Consider the following 13,232-nt stretch of genomic DNA (forward strand, 5'->3'; position numbering starts at 1 on the left):
AACCTCGATGAAGAGAAGGACGCAACGGGAATGAGAAGATTGCGAACGATCCGGCGCGGAGCAGTCGGTGCCCTCGCCGCCGCAGCGATAGCGACCGTAGTGGCGATCGTGCCGACCGGGTCGGCGCTCGCCATGCAGACCTCCGGCTCGGCGCCGTACGTGAACCAATGGCTGGTCTCGGGGCCGTTCACGAACCCGATCCTCGCCGGCGCGACGGTCGCGGTGGACCCCGCGCTGGGGGCGGAGCTCGTCGCTCCGGGCGGTGCGGAGAAGTCGACGTGGCAGTACTTCGACGACCGGATCTTCAACCGGAACTACGACGATTACAACGACCTGATGGGATACTTCGACGTCAAGCAGGGTCGCTCCACGTTGGACAAGTGGGTCCTGGCGGCGAGCTACGTGTACAGCCCGACCGCTCGAACGGTGCAGTGGCAGATCGGCGGCTCCGGCGTCTACAAGGCGTACGCCAACGACGCCCAGGTGGGCGCTCAGAACACCGCGGCCGGCCGAGTGAGCAAATCCGGCGCCCGATACGCCGTCGAACTCAAGGCCGGATGGAACGAGCTCGTCATCGAGATCCAGCACAAGAACCCGAGCTCGAACAAGAACTTCCTCGGCTTCTACTCCCGCGTCTCCGATGCCAGCGGCAACGAGGTGCCCGACCTGACGTACTCGGCGTCCATCGGCAGCACCGAGGAGGTGAGCATCGTCACGAGCGGCCTCGACATCGACGAGACGGCATTCGAGAAGCGGAACGCCGATGTCCCGGCGAATGACTACCCGGGCAACGTCCTCCCCTACGCCTACGACGAGAACCCGTACGTCGCCATGACGGCCACGCTCGACGGCAAGCGGAACACGAGTGGCATCGCCCCGCAGGCCTCGCCGTTCACGTTCCAGGCGACCGGAGGCGCGCCGGGATACTCGTGGTCCCTCGCCGACGGCGAGCTCCCGCCCGGCCTGACGCTGGACTCCGACGGCCACCTCGAGGGCACCGTCGAGAATGGCGCGCACGGCGATGGCGCGAAGGACTACACCTTCTCGGTCGAGGCCGAGGACGCCGAAGGCGCCACTGCCACCAAGGAGTTCACCATCACGGTGAAGCGCAACCCGGTGGACTGGTTCATCGACGGCAAGATGTCCGCGCTGTCGCACACGACAGGCACCATGCCGAACCTGTACGACCCGAACTACAACTACGACGAGTGGGCTCGGACAGCCAAGCAGATGGGCATGACGATGCTCTCCACGGAGACCATCCAGAACACCGTCTACTACTGGCCGTCCCCGAACGCGAACCTCACCCCCGACAACGGCAACAAGCTCTTCAAGTACAACGCCCTCGAGCAGGCCGCCGACGGCACCTGGCACGTGAAGGACCGAGTGCAGCAGGCCAAGGATGCCGCCGAGCGTTACGGGCTGAGGTTCGGTGTCTACCTCTCGTCCCTCTACGAAGGACGCGAGATCCTCGAGAGCGACATCCAGGGCCTCGTGGCGAAGTACGACCCGTCGTATCTCTTCGCGGACGGCGGGCCGGAGTCGTACTCGAACACAGACGTGGCCTGGAGCTCCGCGCGCAACTACAACGATCGCGTCCTGATCGACGCCAACCCGAACGCCCAGACCGGCGACCAGGACATCACGCTCCACGAACGGCCGTTCTGGAACAGCGAGCCGTACCAGGACAACCACTGGCGGAACGGGATCCTCGAGCAGGGCCGCAAGACCGCCCATGAGGAGTGGAACGACCCGTACACGACCGCACTCGACGTCTGGACGCAGTACGCCGGCGGCAACGAGCGTGACGACTGGCGCGAGGCGACGAAGGAGCTGATCAACCAGTACGGCCACGGCTACGTCATGAACTACGACTCGTCGATCACGGTCACCCGCGGTATGGACAACCTGAGCAGCAACCTCGACAACGACAACATCTTCTCGATGGTGCCGATCTCGTCGCAGCAACTGTCGGACATGCGCGCCGGCATCGTCAACTGGATGGACAACCCCGACGGCCCCGACCTGCGAGAGTCTCTGTACGGCACCACGCCGTACGCCCTCGACTACGAGCTCGAGCCCGGCTGGTTCGAGGACCCGCAGAAGGCGATCGCATTCGGACAAGGACCCGACTGGGGCTACGCGATGTCGCGCGACCAGTTCGTGTACCTCCACCTGATCCAGAACCAGATCAAGGGCACGGCCAAGTCCGGCTTCTCCGGTGAGGACCGGCTGAGCGACATCGGCCCGTTCACCCACCCTGTCGCGAAGGTCGAATGGCTGAACGAGGGTGAGTCGCTCCCGTTCACGAGCTCGAAGGTCGGCGACGACTACTTCGTGACGATCGATACCTCGGAGGTCTCCGCCGACCCCATCGACACCGTCATCAAGGTCACCACGAAGGACAAAACGCGCGACTACAAGCTGACGAGCGTCAAGCTCTTCAGCAGCCAGGAGACGCCGCGCATGCTGAAGCTCCGGGCCGAGAGCTACCTCAACGGGTACACCAACATCCTCGCCCCGGCGAAGCTCGCGTACATGAGCGACAACCCATCCGTGGCGAAGCCGAGCGGTGCGAGCGGCAACATCAAGGCCGTCGGCGACGGCACCGCGACGATCACGGTCACGGCGACCTACAATGACGGCGTGCACGACCCCCAGGTGAAGACCGACACCTACCCGGTCGTCGTGCGCGACGGTGTCATCTCACCGGATCTCCCGCTCGTCGGGGTCGAGCTGTCGACCGGCGGTGCACAGTTCTGGAAGGAGGTCGGAGCTCGCGAGCAGTCTCCCGTGACCTTCGCCGGCTTCACCGAGAAGGGCGGATCCATCGACATCCTGACCCCGTCGGAAGTGACGTACCACTACGCGACCGTCGACGGACGCCGGAACATCCCAACGGGCAAGATCGCGATCACGGAGGTGCCGGCCGACAAGGTGCCGTTCGTCGTGACGGATGGCGCCCTGCAGGTCACGACCGGAGTCACGAAGCCGACCATGTTCAGCTACTGGGCTGACGTCGTCGTGAACGGGAAGACCTATACGTCGACCCGCAACTTCGTCACCATCCGCCCGGACGCCAACGCGTCCGCCGGCATCCAGCCCGAGGTCTCCACCGATACCGAGCACGCTGAGCACCTCTCCGATGGAATCATCAACGACGAGCACGGCGGCAACGCCACCTCGAAGTGGGTCGTCCCGGCCGGGCAATTCGGCAGCCTGACCTACGACCTGAAGACGCCGCAGGAACTCACTCGCGTGAACCTGTTCTTCAACCACCACATGCCCAACGCCGACAACGTCACGTACACGAACGCGCCGAAGACGGTGAAGATCGAATACAGCCTGAACGGTACGGACTGGACGACCGGGACTGAGACCACCGAGCTGTCCGGCGGCGGGCTGCCGACATCAAGGAACGGGAAAGCAGTTCCGAAGAACGACACCACCCTGTACGGCTGGGAGCAGGAGGCGAACTACTACAACTACGCGATCGACCCCGAGCACGCCAGCGTGCAGGCACGATACGTGCGAGTCTCGTTCCCCGAGGGCGGCCAGGACGGTGCACCGATCGACCTCCTCGAGGCACAGGTCCACTCCCTTCGAGACTTGACCCAGCTCGGTGCGATCAAGGTCGACGCGGAGGTCGCCCGCAAGGGCACGACCGCGACGATCAAGGTCGAGGGACGATCGTTCCTCGATGAGAAGCTAGATCTCACCCGACGGTCGCTCACCTTCACGAGCAGCGACCCGGCCGTCGCGTCGGTGGATGCCCGCGGACTCGTCACCGCGGTCGCCGACGGACGGGCTAAAGTCACGGTGACGGCCGAACGGGACGGGTACCGCGCCAGCGACTACCTTTACCTGGATGTCGACGGGTCCGGGCGCATCTCCGTGCCGACGTTCCTCACCTCGCTGAAGCTCGACCTCGACAAGAACGAGGTGACGACCGGGGCACCGGCCGTCGCCCGACTCGAGGGGATGCTGGACACCGGCGCGACGGCGAACCTGGCCGAGGCTGACGTCGAGTACGTGCTCAGCGACGACCGGCTGCAGCGCGTGCCGGGCAGCGATGTGATCATGTTGGCCGAGCCGGTCATCGCACCCTTCGAGGCCACCATCGAAGCCGTGGTGACGCTGAACGGCGTGACGGTTCGCTCCAACACGGAGACGGTGCGCGTCGCAGGAACCAACGTCTCCGGGCTCGCGGAGGTGACGACGTCCTCGGTCCGCAGTCGCTCGGGGGCGCCGAACGGCGACGACCAGGACTCGCGCTACGTGGGAACGATGGCGACGGACGGCAGCAGGTCGACGCAGTGGGCGGCGAAGAAGGCGGATGCCACGCCGTCGGTCACGCTCCGCTTCGACGACCCGATCCAGATCGACCGGATCAACCTGGTCGACCGCGGGTCACTCGTCGACCACGCCGGCGAGGGCCTCCTCGAATGGGAGGGCGGCAGCCGGATGATCACGGGGGTCGAGTGGGAGGGCAGCCCCGACAACATCGTGTCGTTCGACTCGCCGATCACCACTGCCTGGGTGAAGTTCACGATCGACCCCGATAAGACCTACGACAACGTGGCCGTCGGCGGCGAGTGCGGCCTGGTCGAGTTCCAGGTCTTCGAAGCCGATGTAGAGCGAGCCGTCGTCGACACCGTCGATGCGGTCGTCGAGACTACCGTCGGACAGCTCCCCTCGCTGCCCTCCCAGGTCGACGCGGTCTACTCGGACGGCACGGTCGAGGCGGTCTCGGTCGACTGGGAGTCGGTGACGGCGGACGACATCGCCGAGCCCGGCTGGTTCACGGTCGAGGGATCGATCGCGGGAACGTCGGTGAAAGCCACCGCCGTGGTCATCGCTCGATGACTCCGCTCAGGGCTTCCGAAGTCGCTTCCTCGATCTGAGGGCCCTGCGCGGTATTCACACCCGGCGCCGCTCGCTCGAGCGGCGCCGGGTGTTCCGTTGGTAACGGCCGTACTGCGCTCGGGATGTCGTTCCCCTTGTTGTAGGCTCTGCGCGTCGGTGTTCACGAAGGAGAACCAGGGTGGCAGGTTTCGCGGAATCGGACCCGGGCGCGCCACCGCCGGCGTCGACGTACCGACCGGGATACGAGATCGCGGCCGAGCGCATCCTCGAATACATCGCCGACCAGGAGCTCCGTCCCGGCGCGCGGCTGCCCACCGAGGCCTCCCTCGCAGAGATCGTCGGAATGTCGCGAACCATCGTGCGCGAAGCCGTGAAGATCCTCTCGGCTCTCGGTCGGCTCTCGGTACAGCGCGGTCGCGGCATCTACGTGGCTCGCCCGCCTGAAAGCCCGTGGGGTACGGATCTCTCCGGATTCCTGCCGGCTGATCCCGATAAGGTCGGCGAGATCTTCGAGTTCCGGCGATTCGTCGAGCTCAGCACGACCGAGCTCGCGTCCCGGCGGGCAACGCCGGCCCAAGTCAGAGCGATCCAGGAGGCGGCCGCGCGGACGCTGGAGCTCGCCGACGGCGACCTCGAAGCATTCAACGATGCCGACTCGGCCTTCCACCGCACGATCGGCGAGGCATCCGGGAACACGTTCATGCTTGGCTGCCTCGCCTCGGTGCAGCGCCTGCAGCGCCAAATCAGCGTCATCGCGTTGGCCAGCACCGCAGGCGGCTCGATCACCGCCGCGGCGGAGCAGCACGTCGCGATCGCCGGAGCGATCACCGGAGGGAACACGGTGCTCGCCGTCGAACTCATGGCCGAGCACGTCGACATCACGGCACGGCAGTTCAAAGGCGCCCTGATCAACCGGCTGTTCTCCGCCGAGAAGCCGACCGAAATCTGACCGGCGGACCGATCCCGACGTTGCTAGAGCAACCCGAGCGGGATCAACATTCCGGCGAGCTCTCGACGTCAGCAGTGCCGTGTGGAGGGATGCCCGTACGCCGAGTGCTCAAGGCCGCGGATGTACCCGACCGCGAACAAACGCCCAAGCGTCTCGTATCCGGGGGCATCGTTCGACTCGCCCTCGAGCGTGGGCACGTGGTCGGGCCGCATGGCCCCGTCGAATCCGATCGCGTGATACGCCTCGATGCAGGCGGCCATGTCGGTCTGCCCCGCGTCGTGGAACGTCTCCCTGAAGGAAGCGGGTGTTCCCCTGACGTCGCGGAAGTGGACGAACGGGATCTTCGACGTGCCGAACTCCCGGATCAGCGAAGGGATGCTCGTCTCTCCGCCGAGCACCTCCGGCATGAGCGCGAAGTTGCCCTGGCAGAAGGTCATGCCGTTGTGATCTGAAGGCACGATGTCGAGCATTCTGCGGAAGCCGGCCACCGAGCTCATGATGCGGGGAACCCCGCGGTCGACGCTCTGCGGAGGGTCATCCGGATGCATCGCAAGGCGGACGCCAGCTGTCTCGGCCTCGGGCACGACGGCGCGGAGGAAGTACTCGAGGGCGCTCCACATCTCGTCGGCGGTCACCTCGCCTGCTGCCATGAGCGCCGGCCCAGACTGCGCGACGGCCTGGTCGTAGCCGGTCACGAGGGCACCGCCGCGATCCTCGAGCGCCACATCAGTGCGGCCCCAGCTGCTCAACGCCATCCAGTTGTACGCGAACGTCGGCACGCCCAGCGCACCGAGTGCCCGGATCTGCTCGATGATCTGGTCGATCTGCTGGTCACGACCGTCGTGCCCAAGCCGGATCCTGTCCATCGGCGCCGTGTCCTCTGTGGCGATCAACGAGAAGCCCCACTGCTCATAGAGTTCCTTGTTGCGGCGCAGCGCCGGGAGGCTCCACGGCACCTCCTCGCGATCCTCGATCTCCCATCCGGCGCTGCCGACCGACGCGAACATCCGCTGGTCCTGCTCACCGCCGTTGAGCACCCCGACGACATTGTCGACGCCGACCTGCCGGATCAATCGCCAAGCGGTCGTCGGGCGGGGCGGAAGGAATTCGCTGAGCTTGATCACGGGAGGTCTCCGTCGCGTGCGGGCGGTCGAGGGGGTCGGGTCATGAGTCGATCGATCGGGCGGCATCCGGCAGCGAGGCGGCGAGGCGCGCCAGCAGCCCACCGTCGACCCTGATCTCGGCGCCGGTGACGAAGCCGGCCTCGTCGCTCGCGAGGAACGCGCACACGGTGCCGACCTCGGCGGGGCGGCCGACCCGGCCGAGCGGATGCGCCCGCCCCCACTCGGCGATCACCCCGGCCTCGCCTGCATCGCTGCCGTCCGACCACTCTCGTGCGGCCGTGCGGAGCATCGGCGTGTCGATCGACCCCGGGAGGATCGCATTGACCCGCACGCCGTGCGCCGCCTCGTCGACGGCGAGCGCTCGGGTCATCGCGTTCAATGCGCCCTTCGTCGAGGTGTATCCGACGACGTCGCCCTGCGTCGCAACGCCCTGTGTCGACGAGATGACGGTGATCGTTCCGCGGTTGCGCCTGATCTGCTCGATCGCGTGATGGACCGCGAGGAACACCCCCCTGACGTTCACCGCGAACACGCGGTCGAAGCTCTCCGGTGTCGTCGTCGCAGCGTCGCCGTACGTTTGGATGCCGGCGGAGGTCACGAGGTGGTCGATACGACCGAATCGCGACAGTGCGACCTCGACGACCGCTCGATGCGTCGACTCGACCGCCACGTCGCCAGCGATCCCGACCGCGCTGCCACCTTTGGCGGTGATCCGCTGCACGGTGTCATCCACGCCGCCCTGCGCGAGGCCGTGCACGACGACCGAGGCGCCCTCGGCGGAGAACGCCTCGGCCACCGCGCGGCCGATCCCCGCGGAACCGCCGGTCACCACGACGACGCGGCCTTCATGCCTGCGCTGCATCCTGTCCTCCTTCGCGTCGAGCACTGGGGAACAGGTTTGCATACTTGTATACTAGTCTGCAAGACATCACTCGACGGAGGCATCATGACAAGCGCCCACCCTGCGGTCCCGAGCCTGCAACCGCTGGCCGCACCGGGCTCTCGCTACCGCATCTCCGACGCCGTGTTCACAGCGCTGAGCGAGTCGATCCGCAGCCTGCGGCTGCCTCCCGGCTCGCCGATCTCCGAGCCGGGCATTGCCGCATCCCTGCAGGTGAGCCGCTCACCGGTCAGGGAGGCGATCACTCGACTCGTCGACCTCGGCCTCGTGATCGTCGTTCCCCAGGTCGGCAGCCAGATTGCCCCCATCTCGATCCGCGAGGTGGAGGAGGCGGTGTTCATTCGCCGCGCACTCGAGACGAGCGCGTTCCAGCAGGCCATCGCGCGTGGCGCGCCGGACACCACGGAGATGCGAGGGCACCTCGATGCGAACCTCGCCGCGGCCGCGGCGGGCGACCCGGAGGCCTTCTTCGAGACCGACGAGCTCCTGCACCAATCGGTGTTCCGACTCGCGGGCGTCCCTCGGCTCTGGGAGGTCCTCCGCGGCACCAAGCTGCAGCTCGACCGTCTCCGCCGGTTGAACCTCGAAGCGTCTATCGAGGACCACGACCTCCTCGGCGAGCACGGCGAACTCGTCGAGGCGCTCTCGTCGCGCGACGCCGCGGCCGGCGTACAGGTGATCGACCGGCACGCGACACGCGTGCTTACCGACGCCACCCGGCTGCGCGCGGAGCACCCTGACTTCTTCACGGCATAGCCGTCCGGATCATGACGATCACCATCTCCTCGTCGATGTTCGAGGTCGTCGTCGCACCCGAGCGCGGCGCCGACATCGTGCAGGTCGTCGATCGCGCGACCGGGGTGGCCACGCTCACCGCGGCCCCGACGGCAACGGACGATGCACCTCCCCCGCCATCTCGCGATTCGAAGTCGCGCTGGCACGACGGCTACCCTGGCGGCTGGCAGTTCCTCACACCCAACGCCGGGCCCGAACGCGAGCACAACGGGATCTTGCAGGGCTACCACGGCGAGTCGGCACTCTCGAGGTGGCAGTTGCTCGCGGCCGACGAGTCGAGCGCGGTGCTTGGCACCCGCTTGACCACCGCCCCATTCGCCCTGCAGCGCCGTCTGGCCGTCGACGCATCGGGCCTCCGCGTGACCGACACGGTCCGAAACCTCGCCGACGTCGACGTGAGCGCCCGGATGCTCCAGCATCCGGCCTTCGGGGCACCGTTCCTCGATTCGCGGAGCTATCTCGTGACCGACGCACGCACGCTCATCACTGATGAGGAGGCCCCCGGCACCCTCGCCGAAGCGAACGTCGCCGGCGCGCCCCACTCGATCCTGACTCCCGGGCCCGTCGCCTCGAGTATCGCGCTCCCCGGTCCTGGAGCGCGACGATCTTTGTTCGCCGCGCTGGCCGATTTCCCGACCGCGAAACCGAGCGTGGTCTTCGCGAGTCCGACCCACGGCTTCGGCATGCAGCTCACCTGGAAGCGCGTTCGCTACCCGGTCGCGTGGCTGTGGATCGAGGCCAATGCCGAGCCGAACTGGCCGTGGTTCGGGCGCATGTACGCAATTGCCGTGGAACCTGCGAACCTCCTGCCCGGCGCGGGCGAAGCACGCACGGGCACCACGCGCGGCGGCGACGGGACGGTGGTCCGCGCTCGTGGCAGCGTCAGGTCGACCGTCCGGCTCAGCCGGGTCGCACTCGCCCGAGCGTCAGGCAACCCTGGTTGAACGGCGCCCGGCCTGCCCGCGAATTGCGCAACCATAGTTTGTTGGTCGTTGTGTTCGCGTGCGCGGTCCTAATGACAACTCGAGCACGCTCCCCGAGCCATCGCCAAATGTCCTCCTTCCCCGGGTAGATCTGTGTCCGGGGTGTCCTTCGCCCAGAAGTCCGGGGAGCAACTGCGAATCCGGCGACGCGTCCCCGGACCTCTAGTCGGGTTGGGGTACTTGGCTCCACGCACTGCGCATTCGAACGGTCTGTTGCCGCCACTGGTCTGCATTTCACCCCTCGAACGCGGGGGCGGTGTCCTATTCCGGGCGAGGTTCCGCCCGCGGTAGCATCCGGTCAGTTGAGGGCTGGAGCAGCCATGACCAATGAGTCTGAGCCGTACGACGACGCGACGACTGGACAGAAGTCGCACCGCTACCTACGCCTGTCACTGGTGCTGATTGTCGTCGCATTGCTCCTCAGCGTGACCTATCAGAGCATCTCAAGCGGCGTCCTGCTCAACTCGATCAGTCACTACTTCTACACGCCGGCGCACGCGGTCTTCGTCGGCTCGCTGATCGCTGCCTCGCTCGCGCTGGTGGCACTGTCCGGCCGCGATAGCGATCCGCTCAACGGCTACAACATCGAGCCAGTCCTTCTCGATATCGCTGCCGTGTTCGCGCCGCTCATCGCGATCGTGCCAACAGGGATCGTGTCAAGCGAGTTGATGACGCTGAAGGGAAGTAACAGCGAGCTCCTCGCCACCTACGGTGTGACGAAGGCCGAGGACCTGGAAATGCTGAAGGGGTGGTGCGGCGGACCGAAGGACGACTGTGTCCCATCCGTCTACCAGCCGAGCATCCACGTGTCGCTCTGGACGTACATCATCATCGTGCTGATCATCGTCGCGCTCATCCTCTGGATACGACGTGAGAAGCTCTGGGACAGGAAGCACCGACAGACGAGGCGGGACGAATCTCCGCAGGAGCGGCGCCGCCGCCTCACCGAAACCCTCCTCCCACCAGCGATCGCACTCGCCACCGCTCTCGGGTTCGCCTACCTCGCCTTCGGACCGGATAGCGCCGAGTTCCCCTTCAACTTCCCCATCATCGGCAGCTCCCACTATGCCGTCACGATTCTCTTCTTCGGCACCTTCGCCGCAGTCCCAGCGGTGAACTACTTGCGCTACCGGAGGCAGCCCCCAAACCCAGACGACCAAGATCCGTTCGTGAAGCGGATTCGGCCCGGGCTAGGCCGCTTCTACTTGTCGATCCCGATCCTCATGCTCGTCGACTTGGGCCTCCTCTTCGTCCTTGGGGTCGGGATGAAGGCCTTCCCCTGGGTCTTCATCGGCGAAGCGGGCGCGCTTCTGCTGTTCGCCACCTTCTGGGCCGTGCAAACAGTCCACCGGTGGGACGACCCGAACGCGCTCTACGTCGCGGGGCAAGCCTCGACCGCTACGGAGACCCTCGAGGAGACCGACGCTTAGCATGCTCGGCGTTGGTGGCGCAGTGCTTTCCCGCCCCTAGGACGTGTCGCGAAACACGATCGGAGCGCTCGTGGCCGAGTGTGGGCTCGTGTCGCGTGACGTGATTTCGGATGAGGCTTGGGTGGTGATCGGGCCGCTCGTCCCGGCGACGAAGGCGACGGGGCCGGCCGCCGGTGACCCGTCGCACTCAACTGCGCTCAACCGGCGACGCGCCTTCAGCCAGTGAAATGGCCACAACTGCCTCCCCGCACGCGGCAGTGCGTTCAGCATTGCAGTGAGCTTTCCGCTGGAGTGGGTCGACGACCTCACGGCCGGCCGGAGCCGGTTCTGCGGACCTGAAACTCATCCCGCACCGCTGACGCCCCCGCACACCCGCCCGATCGGACGATTCCTCGAGCCCGAACGCAGAACCCGAGGCTGGAAGAGCCTCCTCGAGGCCGCGTGCAAGCATGTAGGCCCTGGACATACTGTCCGAGCACCGCCCACCAACAGCGAAAGCCCCCGCGAACCGCGGGGGCTTTTCTGTTGCCGCTGACATCTCAGGCTGCGATCCGTCAGAATTCAGACCGCACCATCAGTGCGGAGACGGCGGGATTTGAACCCGCGGTCCCCTTACGGGGACTCCACCTTAGCAGGGTGGTGCACTCGACCGGACTATGCGACGTCTCCTCGCGGGTGCGCACGCGCACACGCGACTGTCATCATAACCCGACGATCGCCCGAATGACGATTCGAGGCGTGAGGGCCGCCTGGGACTACTGGTCGTCGAGGGTTCGCCCGGCCGAGCAGCGCGTCTCAGCCGCGGTCTGGCCCGTGACATCCATCGGCAGCGCCTCGGTCGTGGGCGCGGGCGTCGCCGCCGTGCCCTCGGCCGGAGCCTCTTCGGCCGGCGCCTCCTCGGCGGGAGCGGCCTCACCTTCGGCCGGCACGGCCGTGGGGTCGCCCGCCGACGCGAACGAGGCCTCGTCGGCCGTCGGGTCGAAGACCACCGGGGTGTCGTTCTGCAGCGCGAGGTTGACGATCTCGGCCGAGTCGCTCGGGATCACGCCGCCATCGGTGGTGCCGGTCGGGTACTGGATGAACGCGATCTTGGCGAGATCGATGTCTTTCATGGCCTTCGCGATCGACACCATGGTGGTCGGGTTCGCGAGCGAGCTCGACAGCTCCATGTTCGCGAGCGCGGCCTTGGCGATCGAGTAGAGCGCGACGGGGTCGCCGAGGGTTCCTCCGTCTTGCAGCTTGCGGGCGAGCGCCGACATGAAGACCTGCTGGTTCGAGATGCGCCCGAGGTCGGAGCCGTCGCCGACGCCGTGCCGCGTGCGCAGGAACTGCAGCGCCTCGAGGCCCTTGAGCTCGTGCATGCCGGCGTCGAGGTAGAGGTCGGTGTGCTCGTCTTCGATGGGCTCCGCGACGCAGACCGAGACCCCGCCGACGGCCTCGCTCATCGCGGCGACGCCGAGGAACTGCACCGTGCCGGCGAACGGGATCGTGACGCCGGTGAGCTGCTCGACCGTCTTCACGACGCAGCCGAGCCCGCCGTAGTCGAGCACCGAGTTGATCTTCACGCCGTACTGCTCGTAGAGCGGCTCGCCAGACGGGTCCTCGGGGTCGGTGCACGCGGGCACGTCGACGAACATGTCGCGGGGGAAGCTGATGACCTCGACGTGCGAGTGGTCCTGCGAGATGTGCATGAGCATCGTGACGTCGTTGAGCACGGCGGTCTCTTCGTCGGGGTCGCCGAAGCCGTCGCCCTGGCCCTCGCGGCTGTCGCTGCCGACGAGCAGCACGTTGACGCCGCCCTCCATCGCGCCGACGTCGGGCACGCCCTCGAGCACGTCCTCGTTGCCGAGCGACACGGTGGGCTTCAGCGTGTTCGCGAGGTCCCACGCGGCGTACGCGGCGACCGCGCCGCCCGAGACGAGCGCGACCGAGAGGCCGATGCCGGCCACCTTCGCGAGGGTGCGACCGACCGACCGCTTGCGGAGCTTGCCGTGCTGCGCCACCGCGGGGTTCTTCGCGGCGCGCCGCGAGCTGGGTCGCAACGCTTCGTTCACCGGGATCCTCTCGTGTCTGGTGGTCGCGCGGAGGGCGTGGGATTCGAACCCACGAGACATTTCTGCCCACTGGTTTTCAAGACCAGCTCCATCGGCCGCTCGGACAGCCCTCCTCGCCCGCGCGACGCCC

Annotated in this window: 8 protein-coding genes and 2 tRNA genes; 5 read left to right on the forward strand and 5 right to left on the reverse strand. The window is 66.9% G+C overall.

Annotated elements, in window-relative coordinates; all coding sequences use genetic code 11:
* Positions 1-99: 99 nt before the first annotated feature.
* Positions 100-4,866, forward strand: a complete 4,767-nt coding sequence (locus ACFVSL_RS04950; RefSeq protein WP_386938999.1) for an Ig-like domain-containing protein — start codon at positions 100-102, stop codon at positions 4,864-4,866.
* Between the two features lie 178 nt (positions 4,867-5,044).
* On the forward strand, positions 5,045-5,815 hold the full coding sequence (locus ACFVSL_RS04955; RefSeq protein WP_386939001.1) for a FadR/GntR family transcriptional regulator: 771 nt from the start codon (positions 5,045-5,047) through the stop codon (positions 5,813-5,815).
* 68 nt (positions 5,816-5,883) lie between these two features.
* On the opposite strand, the gene ACFVSL_RS04960 is transcribed toward ACFVSL_RS04955, so the two are convergent.
* Together ACFVSL_RS04960 and ACFVSL_RS04965 are read right to left on the reverse strand one after the other, a co-directional pair.
* Positions 5,884-6,939 (reverse strand): mannonate dehydratase, encoded by a 1,056-nt coding sequence (locus ACFVSL_RS04960; protein ID WP_386939003.1) that lies wholly within the window; start codon positions 6,937-6,939, stop codon positions 5,884-5,886.
* A gap of 40 nt (positions 6,940-6,979) precedes the next feature.
* Complete coding sequence (locus tag ACFVSL_RS04965) at positions 6,980-7,843, reverse strand: SDR family NAD(P)-dependent oxidoreductase (protein WP_386939005.1); 864 nt, start codon at positions 7,841-7,843, stop codon at positions 6,980-6,982.
* Positions 7,844-7,885: 42 nt separating this feature from the next.
* Between ACFVSL_RS04965 and ACFVSL_RS04970 the strand changes: the two genes are divergently transcribed.
* From ACFVSL_RS04970 to ACFVSL_RS04980, 3 genes are all read left to right on the forward strand, one after another.
* On the forward strand, positions 7,886-8,596 hold the full coding sequence (locus ACFVSL_RS04970; protein WP_386939328.1) for a GntR family transcriptional regulator: 711 nt from the start codon (positions 7,886-7,888) through the stop codon (positions 8,594-8,596).
* A gap of 11 nt (positions 8,597-8,607) precedes the next feature.
* On the forward strand, positions 8,608-9,579 hold the full coding sequence (locus ACFVSL_RS04975; RefSeq protein ID WP_386939007.1) for a DUF4432 family protein: 972 nt from the start codon (positions 8,608-8,610) through the stop codon (positions 9,577-9,579).
* A 359-nt stretch (positions 9,580-9,938) separates the two neighbouring features.
* Positions 9,939-11,048: a hypothetical protein gene (locus ACFVSL_RS04980; protein ID WP_386939009.1), complete on the forward strand. Its 1,110-nt coding sequence runs from the start codon at positions 9,939-9,941 to the stop codon at positions 11,046-11,048.
* A 580-nt stretch (positions 11,049-11,628) separates the two neighbouring features.
* Here the strand turns inward: ACFVSL_RS04980 and ACFVSL_RS04985 are convergent.
* The 3 genes from ACFVSL_RS04985 to ACFVSL_RS04995 form a co-directional block, all read right to left on the reverse strand.
* Positions 11,629-11,717, reverse strand: a tRNA-Ser gene (locus ACFVSL_RS04985).
* 86 nt (positions 11,718-11,803) lie between these two features.
* Positions 11,804-13,102, reverse strand: a complete 1,299-nt coding sequence (locus tag ACFVSL_RS04990) for an LCP family protein (RefSeq protein WP_386939011.1) — start codon at positions 13,100-13,102, stop codon at positions 11,804-11,806.
* Positions 13,103-13,130: 28 nt separating this feature from the next.
* A tRNA-Ser gene (locus tag ACFVSL_RS04995) sits at positions 13,131-13,215 on the reverse strand.
* Positions 13,216-13,232 lie beyond the last annotated feature (17 nt).

This window comes from Agromyces sp. NPDC058064 (assembly GCF_042885275.1).
In the GTDB taxonomy this organism is placed as follows: domain Bacteria; phylum Actinomycetota; class Actinomycetes; order Actinomycetales; family Microbacteriaceae; genus Agromyces.